The organism is Staphylococcus sp. SM3655 (assembly GCF_016917315.1).
Taxonomy (GTDB): Bacteria; Bacillota; Bacilli; order Staphylococcales; family Staphylococcaceae; genus Staphylococcus; species Staphylococcus aureus.
In genome coordinates this window covers 738776-759134 of sequence record NZ_CP070305.1, presented here as the reverse complement: position 1 = coordinate 759134, position 20359 = coordinate 738776, and the positions used below count along the sequence as shown (strand labels likewise).

The 20359-nt window shown below is 34.7% G+C and carries 15 protein-coding genes, 1 riboswitch and 1 other annotated feature; of the genes, 14 read left to right on the top strand and 1 reads right to left on the bottom strand.

The features are described from left to right. Window positions 1-167: 167 nt before the first annotated feature. From dnaN to gyrA, 5 genes are all read left to right on the top strand, one after another. Window positions 168-1301 (top strand): DNA polymerase III subunit beta, encoded by a 1134-nt coding sequence (dnaN, locus tag JQN76_RS03715; protein ID WP_000969811.1) that lies wholly within the window; start codon window positions 168-170, stop codon window positions 1299-1301. Window positions 1302-1681: 380 nt separating this feature from the next. Next, window positions 1682-1927 carry a S4 domain-containing protein YaaA gene (gene yaaA, locus JQN76_RS03710; RefSeq protein ID WP_001789359.1) on the top strand — a complete coding sequence of 82 codons (246 nt, stop codon included), beginning with the start codon at window positions 1682-1684 and terminating at the stop codon, window positions 1925-1927. Beyond that, the gene (recF, locus tag JQN76_RS03705) at window positions 1924-3036 is read left to right on the top strand and encodes a DNA replication/repair protein RecF (protein WP_000775113.1); all 1113 of its coding nucleotides are present in this window, start codon (window positions 1924-1926) and stop codon (window positions 3034-3036) included. The genes yaaA and recF overlap by 4 nt, the downstream gene beginning before the upstream one ends. 9 nt (window positions 3037-3045) lie before the next feature. Continuing rightward, window positions 3046-4980 (top strand): DNA topoisomerase (ATP-hydrolyzing) subunit B, encoded by a 1935-nt coding sequence (gene gyrB / locus JQN76_RS03700; RefSeq protein WP_000255578.1) that lies wholly within the window; start codon window positions 3046-3048, stop codon window positions 4978-4980. Between the two features lie 36 nt (window positions 4981-5016). After that, window positions 5017-7680: a DNA gyrase subunit A gene (gene gyrA, locus JQN76_RS03695; RefSeq protein ID WP_000819084.1), complete on the top strand. Its 2664-nt coding sequence runs from the start codon at window positions 5017-5019 to the stop codon at window positions 7678-7680. An 86-nt stretch (window positions 7681-7766) separates the two neighbouring features. Here the strand turns inward: gyrA and JQN76_RS03690 are convergent, their stop codons facing one another. After that, the gene (locus JQN76_RS03690) at window positions 7767-8579 is read right to left on the bottom strand and encodes an NAD(P)H-hydrate dehydratase (RefSeq protein WP_000449218.1); all 813 of its coding nucleotides are present in this window, start codon (window positions 8577-8579) and stop codon (window positions 7767-7769) included. A 290-nt stretch (window positions 8580-8869) separates the two neighbouring features. Here JQN76_RS03690 and hutH point away from each other — a divergent pair, with 290 nt between their 5' ends. From hutH to dnaB, 9 genes are all read left to right on the top strand, one after another. Beyond that, a complete protein-coding gene (hutH, locus tag JQN76_RS03685) occupies window positions 8870-10384 on the top strand; it encodes a histidine ammonia-lyase (protein WP_000177459.1) in 1515 nt (504 codons plus the stop codon). 79 nt (window positions 10385-10463) lie between these two features. Beyond that, window positions 10464-10673 (top strand) — a binding site (T-box leader). Window positions 10674-10762: 89 nt separating this feature from the next. Beyond that, window positions 10763-12049, top strand: a complete 1287-nt coding sequence (gene serS / locus JQN76_RS03680; RefSeq protein WP_000884334.1) for a serine--tRNA ligase — start codon at window positions 10763-10765, stop codon at window positions 12047-12049. 650 nt (window positions 12050-12699) lie between these two features. After that, window positions 12700-13395 (top strand): AzlC family ABC transporter permease, encoded by a 696-nt coding sequence (locus tag JQN76_RS03675; RefSeq protein WP_000190726.1) that lies wholly within the window; start codon window positions 12700-12702, stop codon window positions 13393-13395. Beyond that, complete coding sequence (locus tag JQN76_RS03670) at window positions 13392-13721, top strand: AzlD domain-containing protein (RefSeq protein ID WP_000628051.1); 330 nt, start codon at window positions 13392-13394, stop codon at window positions 13719-13721. The genes JQN76_RS03675 and JQN76_RS03670 overlap by 4 nt, the downstream gene beginning before the upstream one ends. Window positions 13722-13925: 204 nt before the next feature. After that, window positions 13926-14024, top strand: a riboswitch (SAM riboswitch). Between the two features lie 59 nt (window positions 14025-14083). Further along, a complete protein-coding gene (gene metX / locus JQN76_RS03665) occupies window positions 14084-15052 on the top strand; it encodes a homoserine O-acetyltransferase MetX (protein ID WP_000186490.1) in 969 nt (322 codons plus the stop codon). A gap of 293 nt (window positions 15053-15345) precedes the next feature. Then, window positions 15346-16284: a YybS family protein gene (locus JQN76_RS03660; RefSeq protein WP_001791710.1), complete on the top strand. Its 939-nt coding sequence runs from the start codon at window positions 15346-15348 to the stop codon at window positions 16282-16284. A 14-nt stretch (window positions 16285-16298) separates the two neighbouring features. Beyond that, complete coding sequence (gdpP, locus tag JQN76_RS03655; RefSeq protein ID WP_001081634.1) at window positions 16299-18266, top strand: cyclic-di-AMP phosphodiesterase GdpP; 1968 nt, start codon at window positions 16299-16301, stop codon at window positions 18264-18266. Next, on the top strand, window positions 18263-18709 hold the full coding sequence (gene rplI, locus JQN76_RS03650; protein ID WP_000864305.1) for a 50S ribosomal protein L9: 447 nt from the start codon (window positions 18263-18265) through the stop codon (window positions 18707-18709). The genes gdpP and rplI overlap by 4 nt, the downstream gene beginning before the upstream one ends. Before the next feature lie 31 nt (window positions 18710-18740). Continuing rightward, entirely contained in the window at window positions 18741-20141 is a 1401-nt protein-coding gene (gene dnaB, locus JQN76_RS03645) for a replicative DNA helicase (RefSeq protein WP_000375647.1), read from the top strand. Window positions 20142-20359: the final 218 nt, after the last annotated feature.

The following is a 20359-nucleotide window of genomic DNA, read 5'->3' as shown; positions in this document are numbered from 1 at the left end:
ATAATGTTTAAAAGTCATACACACCATACACAAGTTATCAACATGTGTATAACTTCGCCAAATCTATGTTTTTAAGACTTATCCACCAATCCACAGCACCTACTACTATTACTAAGAACTTAAAACCTATATAATTATATATAAACGACTGGAAGGAGTTTTAATTAATGATGGAATTCACTATTAAAAGAGATTATTTTATTACACAATTAAATGACACATTAAAAGCTATTTCACCAAGAACAACATTACCTATATTAACTGGTATCAAAATCGATGCGAAAGAACATGAAGTTATATTAACTGGTTCAGACTCTGAAATTTCAATAGAAATCACTATTCCTAAAACTGTAGATGGCGAAGATATTGTCAATATTTCAGAAACAGGCTCAGTAGTACTTCCTGGACGATTCTTTGTTGATATTATAAAAAAATTACCTGGTAAAGATGTTAAATTATCTACAAATGAACAATTCCAGACATTAATTACATCAGGTCATTCTGAATTTAATTTAAGTGGCTTAGATCCAGATCAATATCCTTTATTACCTCAAGTTTCTAGAGATGACGCAATTCAATTGTCGGTAAAAGTGCTTAAAAACGTGATTGCACAAACAAATTTTGCAGTGTCCACCTCAGAAACACGCCCAGTACTAACTGGTGTGAACTGGCTTATACAAGAAAATGAATTAATATGCACAGCGACTGACTCACACCGCTTGGCTGTAAGAAAGTTGCAGTTAGAAGATGTTTCTGAAAACAAAAATGTCATCATTCCAGGTAAGGCTTTAGCTGAATTAAATAAAATTATGTCTGACAATGAAGAAGACATTGATATCTTCTTTGCTTCAAACCAAGTTTTATTTAAAGTTGGAAATGTGAACTTTATTTCTCGATTATTAGAAGGACATTATCCTGATACAACACGTTTATTCCCTGAAAACTATGAAATTAAATTAAGTATAGACAATGGGGAGTTTTATCATGCGATTGATCGTGCATCTTTATTAGCACGTGAAGGTGGTAATAACGTTATTAAATTAAGTACAGGTGATGACGTTGTTGAATTATCTTCTACATCACCAGAAATTGGTACTGTAAAAGAAGAAGTTGATGCAAACGATGTTGAAGGTGGTAGCCTGAAAATTTCATTCAACTCTAAATATATGATGGATGCTTTAAAAGCAATCGATAATGATGAGGTTGAAGTTGAATTCTTCGGTACAATGAAACCATTTATTCTAAAACCAAAAGGTGACGACTCGGTAACGCAATTAATTTTACCAATCAGAACTTACTAAAAATAGATATAAATAAAGGATGACGTGATTAATTAAAACGTCATCCTTTATTTTTTTGCAAAAATAATTCTAGATGCGTATGTAAAATAAATTTGACAGCATTTTAAACAGCAAATAAAAGACGCCAATTAAATTTATGACAAATATATCCAAATTTTAATAAGTGTGCTTATATGCCCTCTAAATTTAAAATTTTAATAGTCAATAACAAGTTGAATATAAAAGTTAAACGCCGTTAAATAGCGTTAAAAAATTGAAAATGACAGTATTGCCAAAAAATAAGAATTAATTATTTATATGTAAACGGTTTCTACCTCTATTTTAAATGAAATTTGTGACAAAAAAAGGTATAATATATTAATGACATACAAAGAAATGGAGTGATTATTTTGGTTCAAGAAGTTGTAGTAGAAGGAGACATTAATTTAGGTCAATTTCTAAAAACAGAAGGGATTATTGAATCTGGTGGTCAAGCAAAATGGTTCTTGCAAGACGTTGAAGTATTAATTAATGGAGTGCGTGAAACACGTCGCGGTAAAAAGTTAGAACATCAAGATCGTATAGATATCCCAGAATTACCTGAAGATGCTGGTTCTTTCTTAATCATTCATCAAGGTGAACAATGAAGTTAAATACACTCCAATTAGAAAATTATCGTAACTATGATGAGGTTACGTTGAAATGTCATCCTGACGTGAATATCCTCATTGGAGAAAATGCACAAGGAAAGACAAATTTACTTGAATCAATTTATACCTTAGCTTTAGCAAAAAGTCATAGAACGAGTAATGATAAGGAACTCATACGTTTTAATGCTGATTATGCTAAAATAGAAGGTGAGCTTAGTTATAGACACGGCACGATGCCATTAACAATGTTTATAACTAAAAAAGGTAAACAAGTCAAAGTGAATCACTTAGAGCAAAGTCGTCTAACTCAATATATTGGACACCTCAATGTGGTTCTATTTGCGCCAGAAGATTTGAATATTGTAAAAGGCTCTCCTCAAATAAGACGACGCTTTATAGATATGGAGTTGGGCCAAATTTCTGCTGTTTACTTAAATGATTTAGCTCAATACCAACGTATTTTAAAGCAAAAGAATAATTACTTAAAGCAGTTACAATTAGGCCAAAAAAAGGACTTAACAATGTTGGAAGTATTAAATCAGCAGTTTGCTGAATATGCAATGAAAGTAACTGATAAACGTGCACATTTTATTCAAGAGCTAGAGTCGTTAGCTAAACCGATTCATGCTGGTATCACAAATGATAAAGAAGCGTTGTCGCTGAATTATTTACCTAGTCTTAAATTTGATTATGCTCAAAATGAAGCGGCACGACTTGAAGAAATTATGTCTATTCTTAGCGATAATATGCAAAGAGAAAAAGAACGAGGCATTAGCTTATTCGGACCACATCGAGATGATATAAGTTTTGATGTGAATGGCATGGATGCTCAAACATATGGTTCTCAAGGACAGCAACGTACAACGGCTTTGTCCATTAAATTAGCTGAAATTGAGTTAATGAATATCGAAGTTGGGGAATATCCCATCTTATTATTAGACGATGTACTCAGTGAATTAGATGATTCGCGTCAAACGCATTTATTAAGTACGATTCAGCATAAAGTACAAACATTTGTCACTACGACATCTGTAGATGGTATTGATCATGAAATCATGAATAACGCTAAATTGTATCGTATTAATCAAGGTGAAATTATAAAGTAACAGAAAGCGATGGTGACTGCATTGTCAGATGTAAACAACACGGATAATTATGGTGCTGGGCAAATACAAGTATTAGAAGGTTTAGAAGCAGTACGTAAAAGACCAGGTATGTATATAGGATCGACTTCAGAGAGAGGTTTGCACCATTTAGTGTGGGAAATTGTCGATAATAGTATCGATGAAGCATTAGCTGGTTATGCAAATAAAATTGAAGTTGTTATTGAAAAAGATAACTGGATTAAAGTGACGGATAACGGACGTGGTATCCCAGTTGATATTCAAGAAAAAATGGGACGTCCAGCTGTCGAAGTTATTTTAACTGTTTTACATGCTGGTGGTAAATTCGGCGGTGGCGGATACAAAGTATCTGGTGGTTTACATGGTGTTGGTTCATCAGTTGTAAACGCATTGTCACAAGACTTAGAAGTATATGTACACAGAAATGAGACTATATATCATCAAGCATATAAAAAAGGTGTACCTCAATTTGACTTAAAAGAAGTTGGCACAACTGATAAGACAGGTACTGTCATTCGTTTTAAAGCAGATGGAGAAATCTTCACAGAGACAACTGTATACAACTATGAAACATTACAGCAGCGTATTAGAGAGCTTGCTTTCTTAAACAAAGGAATTCAAATCACATTAAGAGATGAACGTGATGAAGAAAACGTTAGAGAAGACTCCTATCACTATGAGGGCGGTATTAAATCGTACGTTGAGTTATTGAACGAAAATAAAGAACCTATTCATGATGAGCCAATTTATATTCATCAATCTAAAGATGATATTGAAGTAGAAATTGCGATTCAATATAACTCAGGATATGCCACAAATCTTTTAACTTACGCAAATAACATTCATACGTACGAAGGTGGTACGCATGAAGACGGATTCAAACGTGCATTAACGCGTGTCTTAAATAGTTATGGTTTAAGTAGCAAGATTATGAAAGAAGAAAAAGATAGACTTTCTGGTGAAGATACACGTGAAGGTATGACAGCAATTATATCTATCAAACATGGTGATCCTCAATTCGAAGGTCAAACGAAGACAAAATTAGGTAATTCTGAAGTGCGTCAAGTTGTAGATAAATTATTCTCAGAGCACTTTGAACGATTTTTATATGAAAATCCACAAGTCGCACGTACAGTGGTTGAAAAAGGTATTATGGCGGCACGTGCACGTGTTGCTGCGAAAAAAGCGCGTGAAGTTACACGTCGTAAATCAGCGTTAGATGTAGCAAGTCTTCCAGGTAAATTAGCCGATTGCTCTAGTAAAAGTCCTGAAGAATGTGAGATTTTCTTAGTCGAAGGGGACTCTGCCGGGGGGTCTACAAAATCTGGTCGTGACTCTAGAACGCAGGCGATTTTACCATTACGAGGTAAGATATTAAATGTTGAAAAAGCACGATTAGATAGAATTTTGAATAACAATGAAATTCGTCAAATGATCACAGCATTTGGTACAGGAATCGGTGGCGACTTTGATCTAGCGAAAGCAAGATATCACAAAATCGTCATTATGACTGATGCCGATGTGGATGGAGCGCATATTAGAACATTGTTATTAACATTCTTCTATCGATTTATGAGACCGTTAATTGAAGCAGGCTATGTGTATATTGCACAGCCACCGTTGTATAAACTGACACAAGGTAAACAAAAGTATTATGTATACAATGATAGGGAACTTGATAAACTTAAATCTGAATTGAATCCAACACCAAAATGGTCTATTGCACGATACAAAGGTCTTGGAGAAATGAATGCAGATCAATTATGGGAAACAACAATGAACCCTGAGCACCGTGCTCTTTTACAAGTAAAACTTGAAGATGCGATTGAAGCGGACCAAACATTTGAAATGTTAATGGGTGACGTTGTAGAAAACCGTAGACAATTTATAGAAGATAATGCAGTTTATGCAAACTTAGACTTCTAAGCGCTGTGAACTGAACTTTTGAAGGAGGAACTCTTGATGGCTGAATTACCTCAATCAAGAATAAATGAACGAAATATTACCAGTGAAATGCGTGAATCATTTTTAGATTATGCGATGAGTGTTATCGTTGCTCGTGCATTGCCAGATGTTCGTGACGGTTTAAAACCAGTACATCGTCGTATACTATATGGATTAAATGAACAAGGTATGACACCGGATAAATCATATAAAAAATCAGCACGTATCGTTGGTGACGTAATGGGTAAATATCACCCTCATGGTGACTCATCTATTTATGAAGCAATGGTACGTATGGCTCAAGATTTCAGTTATCGTTATCCGCTTGTTGATGGCCAAGGTAACTTTGGTTCAATGGATGGAGATGGCGCAGCAGCAATGCGTTATACTGAAGCGCGTATGACTAAAATCACACTTGAACTGTTACGTGATATTAATAAAGATACAATAGATTTTATCGATAACTATGATGGTAATGAAAGAGAGCCGTCAGTCTTACCTGCTCGATTCCCTAACTTGTTAGCCAATGGTGCATCAGGTATCGCGGTAGGTATGGCAACGAATATTCCACCACATAACTTAACAGAATTAATCAATGGTGTACTTAGCTTAAGTAAGAACCCTGATATTTCAATTGCTGAGTTAATGGAGGATATTGAAGGTCCTGATTTCCCAACTGCTGGACTTATTTTAGGTAAGAGTGGTATTAGACGTGCATATGAAACAGGTCGTGGTTCAATTCAAATGCGTTCTCGTGCAGTTATTGAAGAACGTGGAGGCGGACGTCAACGTATTGTTGTCACTGAAATTCCTTTCCAAGTGAATAAGGCTCGTATGATTGAAAAAATTGCAGAGCTCGTTCGCGACAAGAAAATTGACGGTATCACTGATTTACGTGATGAAACAAGTTTACGTACTGGTGTGCGTGTCGTTATTGATGTGCGTAAGGATGCAAATGCTAGTGTCATTTTAAATAACTTATACAAACAAACGCCACTTCAAACATCATTTGGTGTGAATATGATTGCACTTGTAAATGGTAGACCGAAGCTTATTAATTTAAAAGAAGCGTTGGTACATTATTTAGAGCATCAAAAGACAGTTGTTAGAAGACGTACGCAATACAACTTACGTAAAGCTAAAGATCGTGCCCACATTTTAGAAGGATTACGTATCGCACTTGACCATATCGATGAAATTATTTCAACGATTCGTGAGTCAGATACAGATAAAGTTGCAATGGAAAGCTTGCAACAACGCTTCAAACTTTCTGAAAAACAAGCTCAAGCTATTTTAGACATGCGTTTAAGACGTCTAACAGGTTTAGAGAGAGACAAAATTGAAGCTGAATATAATGAGTTATTAAATTATATTAGTGAATTAGAAGCAATCTTAGCTGATGAAGAAGTGTTATTACAGTTAGTTAGAGATGAATTGACTGAAATTAGAGATCGTTTCGGTGATGATCGTCGTACAGAAATTCAATTAGGTGGATTTGAAGACTTAGAGGACGAAGACTTAATTCCAGAAGAACAAATAGTAATTACACTAAGCCATAATAACTACATTAAACGTTTGCCGGTATCTACATATCGTGCTCAAAACCGTGGTGGTCGTGGTGTTCAAGGTATGAATACATTGGAAGAAGATTTTGTCAGTCAATTGGTAACTTTAAGTACACATGACCATGTATTGTTCTTTACTAACAAAGGTCGTGTATACAAACTTAAAGGTTATGAAGTGCCTGAGTTATCAAGACAGTCTAAAGGTATTCCTGTAGTGAATGCTATTGAACTTGAAAATGATGAAGTCATTAGTACAATGATTGCTGTTAAAGACCTTGAAAGTGAAGACAACTTCTTAGTGTTTGCAACTAAACGTGGTGTCGTTAAACGTTCAGCATTAAGTAACTTCTCAAGAATAAATAGAAATGGTAAGATTGCGATTTCGTTCAGAGAAGATGATGAGTTAATTGCAGTTCGCTTAACAAGTGGTCAAGAAGATATCTTGATTGGTACATCACATGCATCATTAATTCGATTCCCTGAATCAACATTACGTCCTTTAGGCCGTACAGCAACGGGTGTGAAAGGTATTACACTTCGTGAAGGTGACGAAGTTGTAGGGCTTGATGTAGCTCATGCAAACAGTGTTGATGAAGTATTAGTAGTTACTGAAAATGGTTATGGTAAACGTACGCCAGTTAATGACTATCGTTTATCAAATCGTGGTGGTAAAGGTATTAAAACAGCTACGATTACTGAGCGTAATGGTAATGTTGTATGTATCACTACAGTAACTGGTGAAGAAGATTTAATGATTGTTACTAATGCAGGTGTCATTATTCGACTAGATGTTGCAGATATTTCTCAAAATGGTCGTGCAGCACAAGGTGTTCGCTTAATTCGCTTAGGTGATGATCAATTTGTTTCAACGGTTGCTAAAGTAAAAGAAGATGCAGAAGATGAAACGAATGAAGATGAGCAATCTACTTCAACTGTATCTGAAGATGGTACTGAACAACAACGTGAAGCGGTTGTAAATGATGAAACACCAGGAAATGCAATTCATACTGAAGTGATTGATTCAGAAGAAAATGATGAAGATGGACGTATTGAAGTAAGACAAGATTTCATGGATCGTGTTGAAGAAGATATACAACAATCATCAGATGAAGAATAATAAAAAATAAGACTTCCCTATATGTAGGGGAGTCTTATTTTTATGCTAGAAAGTAATGCTTTACTATATTCAATGATTAGTAATGACTAACTTTCTAATTGTTTCATTGCGTAAGGTATTTCATTGATAAGTCTTGATGGTGGCACCACATACATATCTTTTGCAAGGTTTTCGCCAATAAAACTATGTGTATATGTGGCACTCATAACCGCTTCTTTTAAGTTATCAAATTGACCGACAAAGCTTGTAATCATACCAGCAAGTGTATCGCCCATACCACCAGTCGCCATTGCTGGGCTACCGATTGTCAATTTAAAGTCTTCATCTTTAAAGAAAATTTCAGTACCATGTTTTTTAAGTACAACAGTTGCACCTAAACGATCAACTGCTTCACGATTACGCTCATATGTCTGTTCCTCAATAGGAATACCACTTAATCGTTCCCATTCTTTGAGGTGTGGTGTAAAGATCACACGACATGTAGGTAATTGCGGTTTCAGTTTACTAAAGATTGTAATCGCATCGCCGTCTACGATTAAATTTTGATGCGGTTGTATATTTTGTAGTAGGAATGTAATGGCATTATTTCCTTTGAAATCAACGCCAAGACCTGGACCAATTAGTATACTGTCAGTCATTTCAATCATTTTCGTCAACATTTTCGTATCATTAATATCAATAACCATCGCTTCTGGGCAACGAGAATGTAATGCTGAATGATTTGTTGGATGTGTAGCTACAGTGATTAAACCACTACCGCTAAATACACATGCACGAGCCGCTAACATAATGGCACCACCTAAGTTAGCAGATCCACCAATTAATAAAATTTTGCCATAATCACCTTTATGTGAATCTTCTTTACGCTTAGGAATGTTAATAGAATTTAACGTTTCCATAGTGATATAACCTCCCATGTAAAAGCCTTTTCCGAATTTATTCAATTTTAAAAATATATAGTAACTTTTAACAAAATGTATTATAAATTTCTGAATTCATTATTATTTGTCGTTAAATACAATAGATAAATTATTAAATATGCTTACAACAATCTTAATATCCTTTAACGCACTACAATAGTGCTCTGATAATAGGTTATAAATGTACGTAAAACCATTGTTTCAATAAAAATGAAAACGTATACTTCAAGAAGGATGGGTTACTTAATATAAACAAGGGGGTAACATATATGACTTTATATTTAGATGGTGAAACACTAACAATTGAGGATATTAAATCATTTTTACAACAACAATCAAAGATTGAAATTATTGATGATGCGTTAGAACGTGTCAAAAAAAGTAGAGCGGTAGTTGAACGTATTATTGAAAATGAGGAAACGGTTTACGGTATTACTACAGGTTTTGGGTTATTTAGTGATGTACGTATAGACCCGACGCAATATAATGAATTACAAGTGAATCTGATACGCTCACATGCCTGTGGACTAGGTGAGCCATTTTCAAAAGAAGTAGCATTAGTCATGATGATTTTACGATTGAATACATTATTAAAAGGTCATTCAGGTGCCACTTTAGAATTAGTGAGACAATTACAATTTTTTATAAATGAACGTATTATACCGATAATCCCACAGCAAGGCTCTCTCGGTGCATCAGGAGATTTAGCGCCATTATCACATTTAGCATTAGCATTAATTGGTGAAGGGAAAGTATTGTACAGAGGGGAAGAAAAGGATAGTGACGATGTATTAAGAGAATTAAATAGACAACCTTTGAACCTTCAGGCTAAAGAAGGTTTAGCATTGATTAATGGTACGCAAGCTATGACAGCTCAAGGTGTCATTAGTTATATAGAAGCAGAAGATTTAGGTTACCAATCTGAATGGATTGCTGCATTAACGCATCAGTCTCTTAATGGCATTATAGATGCATATCGACATGATGTGCACGCTGTTCGTAATTTTCAAGAACAGATTAATGTGGCAGCGCGTATGCGTGATTGGTTAGAAGGATCAGCATTAACAACGCGACAAGCAGAAATACGTGTACAAGATGCATATACGTTGCGTTGTATACCACAAATCCATGGCGCGAGTTTTCAAGTATTCAATTATGTTAAACAGCAATTAGAATTTGAAATGAATGCGGCTAATGATAATCCACTTATATTTGAGGAAGCAAATGAAACGTTTGTTATTTCAGGTGGTAACTTCCATGGACAATCTATTGCTTTTGCATTAGATCATCTTAAATTAGGTGTAAGTGAATTAGCAAACGTATCGGAACGTCGTCTAGAGCGACTAGTAAATCCTCAATTAAATGGTGATTTACCAGCATTTCTTAGTCCAGAGCCAGGATTGCAAAGTGGCGCGATGATTATGCAATATGCTGCTGCAAGTCTCGTTTCTGAAAATAAAACTTTAGCGCATCCAGCGAGTGTTGATTCTATCACTTCATCTGCGAACCAAGAAGATCACGTATCTATGGGAACTACAGCTGCTAGACATGGTTATCAAATTATTGAAAATGCAAGACGTGTGCTGGCAATCGAATGTGTTATTGCATTACAAGCAGCAGAGTTAAAAGGTGTTGAAGGTTTATCACCAAAAACACGTCGTAAATATGAGGAGTTTCGAAGTATCGTGCCATCCATTACACATGACCGTCAATTTCATAAAGATATTGAAGCGGTTGCACAGTATTTAAAGCAATCAATTTATCAAACGACTGCATGTCACTAAATCGACATGAGTGATGTTTGAAATCGTTACTTGAAAAAGCAAATATAGTTTGCTATATTAAAAATAACTTAATAAGACATTGTTCGTAGGACAAGTAATATATAGTGTTCGATATCAGAGAGCTTGTGGTTAGTGTGAACAAGAATCAACATATATATGAATCTACCTACTTAATTTAAAAGAACAATCGGTGATAACCGTTATTTTAGTGAAGTGCAATTTAGGTTTAGTGTATCTTTATAACTTAAATTGTTAAATAGGGTGGCAACGCGTAGACCACGTCCCTTGTAGGGATGTGGTCTTTTTTTATTTTCTAAAAAATAAAGACGTACGTCATTCCATAATAAATGATAATTATTTGGGAAAGGATGAAGGTTAATGTTAGACATTAGATTATTCAGAAATGAGCCTGACACAGTTAAGAGCAAAATTGAATTACGTGGAGATGATCCAAAAGTTGTAGATGAAATTTTAGAATTGGATGAGCAACGACGTAAATTAATTAGTGCAACAGAAGAAATGAAAGCACGTCGTAATAAAGTAAGCGAAGAAATCGCATTAAAAAAACGTAATAAAGAAAATGCTGATGATGTGATTGCTGAAATGCGCACATTAGGTGACGATATTAAAGAAAAAGATAGTCAATTAAATGAAATTGATAATAAAATGACAGGTATCCTTTGTCGTATTCCAAATTTAATAAGTGATGATGTACCTCAAGGTGAATCTGATGAAGATAACGTTGAAGTTAAAAAGTGGGGTACACCACGTGAGTTTTCATTTGAACCCAAAGCACATTGGGATATTGTAGAAGAATTGAAAATGGCTGATTTTGATCGTGCAGCAAAAGTTTCAGGTGCGCGTTTTGTATATTTAACAAATGAAGGTGCGCAATTAGAGCGTGCTTTAATGAACTATATGATTACAAAACATACAACACAACATGGTTATACAGAAATGATGGTACCACAGCTTGTGAACGCAGATACAATGTATGGTACAGGTCAATTACCTAAATTTGAAGAAGATTTATTTAAAGTAGAAAAAGAAGGATTATATACAATTCCAACTGCTGAAGTACCATTAACGAATTTCTACCGTAATGAAATTATTCAACCAGGTGTACTTCCTGAAAAATTCACTGGTCAATCTGCATGTTTCCGTAGTGAAGCAGGATCAGCAGGTAGAGATACAAGAGGATTAATTCGTTTACATCAATTCGATAAAGTGGAAATGGTACGTTTTGAACAACCTGAAGATTCATGGAATGCTTTAGAAGAAATGACAACAAACGCAGAAGCAATTCTAGAAGAGTTAGGTTTACCATACCGTCGTGTTATTTTATGTACAGGTGATATTGGATTTAGTGCAAGCAAAACATATGATTTAGAAGTTTGGTTACCAAGCTACAATGATTATAAAGAAATTAGTTCATGCTCAAACTGTACGGATTTCCAAGCGCGTCGTGCTAACATCCGCTTCAAGCGTGACAAAGCAGCTAAACCAGAATTAGCACATACATTAAATGGTAGTGGTTTAGCAGTTGGACGTACATTTGCTGCTATTGTTGAAAATTACCAAAATGAAGATGGAACAGTAACAATTCCAGAAGCATTAGTACCATTTATGGGTGGTAAAACACAAATTTCAAAACCAGTTAAATAAAGGCTTTAGCTACAAGCTTTAAAAAGTATATATCTACGTATACTTAAAGCAAGGGCAAGATACTTTAAATAATATTTTAAAAAGTGGTGACGAAGCTGTCGCCACTTTTTTTGTGCTGTAAAAGTATAATAGTGAGCCAATGCACATAACAACAATAAATTAAGTTTGTGGTTTAATGGGGTGAACGCATTTCATTATAGCAACAATACGGGATAATTATGATGAACTAAAACAATCTAAAACGTAACAATTTTGAGCATCACTATTATAGGAAATTAAGTGATAAAAAACTGATTTCGTTGATGTAGTATGAGTAATATCGATGGAGTAGGGTAGGGGGAGAGGATGATGATTATAAGGGAGTGTTACATGAATCAATATCCCAGACTCATCATTAGATATAAAAAATTATAAAATTAGTACTTAAAAACAACTACAAATCCGTAGAAAATATGGAGGTAGTCTTAAATAAAAAATTGAAAATTCTCAAAAATAAAAAGTTGATATGAAGATGATTGAAGACTCCAGTATGTCTAACCTCAGACAAACTGGTGTCTAATGTTATTGCTTAGGGTATAGAACTGTATTAGACTAGGTATATTATTTTTTCGTAATTATATAAATATAAAGTGGCAAAGGAGGTAATTGAGATGGCAACACATTTAAGTTTTAGACAAGGCGTGCAAGAGTGTATCCCAACATTATTGGGTTATGCCGGTGTTGGTATTTCATTTGGTATTGTGGCTTCGTCTCAAAACTTTAGTATTTTAGAAATTATCTTGTTATGTCTTGTTATATATGCCGGTGCTGCGCAATTTATTATGTGCGCGTTGTTTATAGCAGGTACACCGATATCAGCGATTGTACTAACTGTATTTATCGTAAATTCAAGAATGTTCCTTTTAAGTATGTCGCTTGCACCAAACTTCAAGACATATGGGTTTTGGAACCGTGTTGGATTAGGTTCATTAGTAACTGACGAAACGTTTGGCGTCGCCATTACACCTTATTTAAAAGGAGAAGCTATCAATGATCGTTGGATGCATGGTCTTAATATCACAGCATATTTATTTTGGGCAATTTCATGTGTAGCTGGGGCTTTATTTGGCGAATATATCTCAAATCCGCAAACGCTAGGGTTAGACTTTGCTATCACAGCTATGTTTATCTTTTTGGCCATTGCGCAATTTGAATCAATTACTAAATCGCGATTAAGAATTTACATAGTACTCATTATTGCCGTCATAGTAATGATGTTATCGCTAAGTATGTTTATGCCTTCATATCTAGCAATATTAATTGCAGCCACAATTTCAGCAGCGTTAGGAGTGATGATGGAACGATGATAACTCATATGAACATGTTAATACTTATTTTATTGTGTGGAATCGTAACGCTATTAATTCGAATTATACCTTTTATCATGATTTCAAAAGTGCAATTGCCTGATGTTGTGGTTCGATGGCTATCATTTATCCCAATCACACTATTTACGGCACTTGTCATTGACAGCATTATTCAACAGACGCCTCATGGTGAGGGGTATACATTAAACATCCCTTACATTATCGCGCTCATTCCGACGGTTATTTTATCTATAATCACGCGTAGTTTAACTATTACAATTATTAGTGGGATTGTTATCATGGCAACATTACGATTTTTCTTTTAAAAATAACTGAAAATCATTGAACAGATATTTAAACTTAGGTAAACTGTTAGTAATCAGAAAATTCTGATATACAAATCGTCTATGTTAAGATTGGGAATCGTGTATACGTAAGCGATTTGGCTAACGCATGACAATGATAACAACATTTTAAATGATAAAAGTAATTCATCACTGAATCTCAACTAACACATAACAATTTCATATTTCTTATTGTGAGAAGTTGAGGGACTTGGCCCTGTGATACTTCAGCAACCGACTTTATAGCACGGTGCTAAAACCAACGAGTTACTCGAATGATAAGTATAAAGACTTCTTACTTTTCAATAGGGTGAGAAGTTTTTTTGTTTAAGGAGGAAAGAACAATGACAAATTACACAGTAGATACTTTAAATTTAGGGAAATTTATTACAGAATCTGGGGAAGTCATAGATAACTTGCGTTTGAGATATGAGCATGTCGGTTATCATGGACAACCATTAGTTGTAGTTTGTCATGCATTAACTGGCAATCATTTAACATATGGAACAGATGATTATCCGGGTTGGTGGCGAGAAATTATTGATGGGGGATATATACCCATTCACGATTATCAATTTTTAACATTTGATGTTATTGGTAGTCCTTTCGGTTCAAGTTCACCTTTAAACGACCCTCATTTTCCTAAAAAATTAACATTAAGAGATATAGTCAGAGCGAATGAACGAGGTATACAAGCCCTTGGTTATGATAAGATTAATATTTTAATAGGGGGAAGTCTTGGAGGTATGCAAGCAATGGAACTACTTTACAATCAACAGTTTGAAGTAGATAAAGCCATTATCCTTGCTGCAACAAGTCGAACATCATCTTATAGTAGAGCTTTCAATGAAATTGCAAGGCAAGCCATTCATCTTGGTGGTAAGGAAGGTCTAAGTATTGCACGCCAATTAGGTTTTTTGACATATCGATCATCAAAAAGTTATGATGAACGTTTCACGCCGGATGAAGTAGTCGCATACCAACAACATCAAGGTAATAAATTTAAAGAACATTTTGATTTGAATTGTTATCTGACACTGCTAGATGTATTGGATAGTCACAACATTGACCGAGGTCGCACAGACGTAACGCATATTTTTAAAAATTTAGAAACAAAAGTGTTAACGATGGGGTTCATAGATGATTTGCTATATCCGGATGATCAAGTTCGTGCATTAGGTGAACGTTTTAAATATCATCGTCATTTCTTCGTGCCTGATAATGTTGGGCATGATGGATTCCTACTAAACTTTAGTACCTGGGCACCTAACTTATATCATTTCTTAAATTTAAAGCATTTTAAGCGTAAGTAATAATATATATATTTTCAAAGAATGAAGCCACTAAATCACAGTTATCATATTCAAAAACATCTAGAGTACATTGAGAGTGGAAATGAATTGTGAATCTAAATCAAGCTTGATTGCTATGTAGTGGGATTAAATAATCATATTGAAAATGAAAGCACACAAAAGCGATTCAAATGAGTATGTTAATTACTTATAAAACATGAAAGTTATTATTCAATTAAATGAAATAGAAGCATACAATCTATAAATTGTTAATTTCCATTAAAGAGGTTAAAATAATAGCTATAGTTAAAAATATGGGAGTGGCTTATGTGTTTTCAAAAATACAACCTAAAGCAACAATAATTGCAACGATTGCGTTGGTATTTGTCGCTTTAGCTTTATATCTAGTGCCTGGTTTAGGACTAATATTTGCATTATTTGCAACCATACCAGGTATCGTTTTATGGAATAAATCAATACAATCTTTCGGGATTAGTGCACTTATTACAGTAATTATAACAACTGTTTTAGGTAATACCTTCGTTTTAAGTGCCATCATATTAGTCTTAATTGCAAGTTTAATTATTGGTCAATTGCTCAAAGAAAGAACGTCTAAAGAAAGAATATTATACGTAACAACAGTAGCGATGAGCTTAATTTCATTAATCGCTTTTATGTTACTACAAACATTCGGAAGGATTCCACCATCAGCGAGCATAGTAAAACCTTTCAAGCAAACATTACATGAAGCGATTACGATGAGCGGTGCCGATGCGAATATGACCCAAATATTAGAAGAAGGGTTTAGACAAGCGACCGTTCAATTACCAGGTTTCATCATTATCATTACATTTTTAATCGTCTTAATTAACTTAATCGTTACATTTCCGATTTTACGAAAATTTAAAATCGCTACACCTGTATTTAAGCCACTTTTCGCGTGGCAAATGAGCGGTATTTTATTATGGATATACATTATTGTTATCATATGTTTATTATTTACAGGTCAACCGAGTGTGTTCCAGAGCATTCTTTTAAACTTCCAACTTGTGTTATCATTAGTAATGTATATTCAAGGTTTAAGTGTTATTCATTTCTTTGGTAAAGCGAAAGGTTTGCCGAATGCAGTAACGATTTTACTATTGGTTATCGGTACAATACTGACACCTACGACACATATTGTAGGACTACTTGGTGTTATCGATTTAAGTTTGAATTTGAAGCGAATCATGAAAAATAATTCTAAAAAGTGAATAGAGGTGGAATAATGAATCGGCAGTCCACTAAGAAAGCTTTACTAATACCATTTGTCATCATGATCATCACAGCAATTGTTTTAATGGGTGTATGGTTTATCTTTAATAGTCTTATAGCACTAATTGCATCTATCGTTCTTGTCGTGATGATTATTGTTAGCATCATTTTATTCAGACAAGCTTTAATGAAAATGGATAGTTATGTAGATGGTTTGAGTGCTCAAATTTCAACAACAAATAATAAAGCAATCAAACATTTACCAATTGGTATCATTGTTTTAGATGAAAATGATCACATCGAATGGGTTAACCAATTTATGACAGATCATATGGAAGCAAATGTCATTTCTGAATCTGTAAATGAAGTATTTCCAAACATTTTAAAGCAATTAGATAGAGTGAAATCCGTTGAAATAGAATATAATCAGTATCATTTCCAAGTACGTTATTCTGAGAATGATCACTGCCTCTATTTCTTTGATATAACTGAACAAGTACAAACAAATGAACTATATGAAAATTCTAAACCAATCATTGCGACATTATTTTTAGATAACTACGATGAGATTACGCAAAATATGAATGATACGCAGCGTTCGGAAATCAACTCAATGGTAACGCGTGTCATTAGTCGATGGGCAACTGAGTATAATATATTTTTCAAAAGATACAGTTCCGATCAATTCGTAGCCTATTTAAATCAAAAAATATTAGCTGACTTAGAAGAATCTAAATTTGATATCTTGAGTCAATTACGTGAAAAAAGTGTTGGTTATCGTGCCCAATTAACATTGAGTATCGGTGTTGGTGAAGGTACTGAAAATTTAATCGACTTAGGTGAATTATCACAATCAGGCCTAGACTTAGCATTAGGACGCGGTGGCGACCAAGTTGCAATTAAAAGTATTAATGGTAATGTGCGTTTCTATGGCGGTAAGACTGACCCGATGGAGAAACGTACTCGTGTAAGAGCACGTGTGATCTCACATGCGTTAAAAGATATCCTTGCAGAGGGTGACAAAGTCATTATCATGGGACATAAACGTCCTGACTTAGATGCAATTGGTGCAGCAATCGGTGTGTCTAGATTTGCAATGATGAATAATTTAGAAGCATACATCGTATTAAATGAGACTGACATTGATCCAACATTACGACGCGTGATGAACGAAATTGATAAAAAGCCAGAGTTAAGAGAGCGATTTATAACATCAGATGATGCTTGGGATATGATGACATCTAAGACAACCGTAGTGATTGTTGATACGCATAAACCGGAACTGGTTTTAGATGAAAATGTCTTAAATAAAGCAAACCGTAAAGTTGTTATCGATCATCATAGACGTGGTGAAAGCTTCATCTCTAATCCATTGTTGATATATATGGAACCATACGCAAGTTCGACAGCTGAATTGGTAACAGAGTTACTGGAATATCAACCAACAGAACAACGTTTAACACGTCTTGAATCAACAGTGATGTATGCAGGTATTATTGTAGATACAAGAAACTTTACATTACGAACAGGATCAAGAACATTCGATGCAGCGAGTTATTTACGTGCACATGGTGCAGATACGATTTTAACGCAACATTTCTTAAAAGATGATGTGGATACTTACATTAATCGATCTGAATTAATTCGAACTGTAAAAGTTGAAGATAATGGCATAGCCATTGCGCATGGTTCAGACGATAAAATTTATCATCCAGTAACAGTTGCACAAGCAGCAGATGAACTGTTAAGTTTAGAAGGTATTGAAGCATCATATGTTGTTGCGAGACGTGAAGATAATCTGATTGGTATATCTGCGCGTTCACTCGGTTCAGTAAATGTCCAGTTAACAATGGAAGCACTTGGTGGCGGTGGACATTTAACCAATGCGGCAACACAACTTAAAGGTGTGACAGTCGAAGAGGCGATAGCACAATTACAACAAGCAATTACAGAACAATTAAGTAGGAGTGAAGATGCATGAAAGTAATTTTTACACAAGATGTTAAAGGTAAAGGTAAAAAAGGTGAAGTTAAAGAAGTACCAGTAGGTTATGCAAATAACTTCTTATTGAAAAAGAATTATGCTGTAGAAGCAACACCAGGTAACCTTAAACAATTAGAGTTACAGAAAAAACGTGCAAAACAAGAACGCCAACAAGAAATTGAAGATGCTAAAGCATTAAAAGAAACGTTATCAAACATTGAAGTTGAAGTATCAGCAAAAACTGGTGAAGGTGGTAAATTGTTTGGATCAGTAAGTACAAAACAAATTGCCGAAGCACTAAAAGCACAACATGATATTAAAATTGATAAACGTAAAATGGATTTACCAAATGGAATTCATTCCCTAGGATATACGAATGTACCTGTTAAATTAGATAAAGAAGTTGAAGGTACAATTCGCGTACACACAGTTGAACAATAAAGTTGGATTGAAATAAGAGGTGTAACCATTCATGGATAGAATGTATGAGCAAAATCAAATGCCACATAACAATGAAGCTGAACAGTCTGTCTTAGGTTCAATTATTATAGATCCAGAATTGATTAATACTACTCAGGAAGTTTTGCTTCCTGAGTCGTTTTATAGGGGTGCCCATCAACATATTTTCCGTGCAATGATGCACTTAAATGAAGATAATAAAGAAATTGATGTTGTAACATTGATGGATCAATTATCGACGGAAGGTACGTTGAATGAAGCGGGTGGCCCGCAATATCTTGCAGAGTTATCTACAAATGTACCAACGACACGAAATGTTCAGTATTATACGGATATCGTTTCTAAGCATGCATTAAAACGTAGATTGATTCAAACTGCAGATAGTATTGCCAATGATGGATATAATGATGAACTTGAACTAGATGCGATTTTAAGTGATGCAGAACGTCGAATTTTAGAGCTATCATCTTCTCGTGAAAGCGATGGCTTTAAAGACATTCGAGACGTCTTAGGACAAGTGTATGAAACAGCTGAAGAGCTTGATCAAAATAGTGGTCAAACACCAGGTATACCTACAGGGTATCGAGATTTAGATCAAATGACAGCAGGGTTCAACCGAAATGATTTAATTATCCTTGCAGCGCGTCCATCTGTAGGTAAGACTGCGTTCGCACTTAATATTGCACAAAAAGTTGCAACGCATGAAGATATGTATACAGTTGGTATTTTCTCACTAGAGATGGGTGCTGATCAGTTAGCCACACGTATGATTTGTAGTTCTGGTAATGTTGACTCAAACCGCTTAAGAACGGGTACTATGACTGAGGAAGATTGGAGTCGTTTTACTATAGCGGTAGGTAAACTATCACGTACGAAGATTTTTATTGATGATACACCGGGTATTCGAATTAATGATTTACGTTCTAAATGTCGTCGATTAAAGCAAGAACATGGCTTAGACATGATTGTGATTGACTACTTACAGTTGATTCAAGGTAGTGGTTCACGTGCGTCCGATAACAGACAACAGGAAGTTTCTGAAATCTCTCGTACATTAAAAGCATTAGCCCGTGAATTAGAATGTCCAGTTATCGCATTAAGTCAGTTATCTCGTGGTGTTGAACAACGACAAGATAAACGTCCAATGATGAGTGATATTCGTGAATCTGGTTCGATTGAGCAAGATGCCGATATCGTTGCATTCTTATACCGTGATGATTACTATAACCGTGGTGGCGATGAAGATGATGACGATGATGGTGGTTTTGAGCCACAAACGAATGATGAAAACGGTGAAATTGAAATTATCATTGCTAAGCAACGTAACGGTCCAACAGGCACAGTTAAGTTACACTTTATGAAACAATATAATAAATTTACCGATATCGATTATGCACATGCAGATATGATGTAAAAAAGTTTTTCCGTACAATAATCATTATGATGATAAAATTGTACGGTTTTTATTTTGTTCTGAACGGGTTGATATATGTTAAGTTTGTGTATTGAAAGTGATAAATTAGTACTGTCAACGCCTCTGTTAAAGGGTTTTTAGGACGTTGAAGACGATTTGTTAAAATGATTTTTCTTTTAAAAAGGCCGAAAATCAATGTTCGATTTTTATTTGCATTA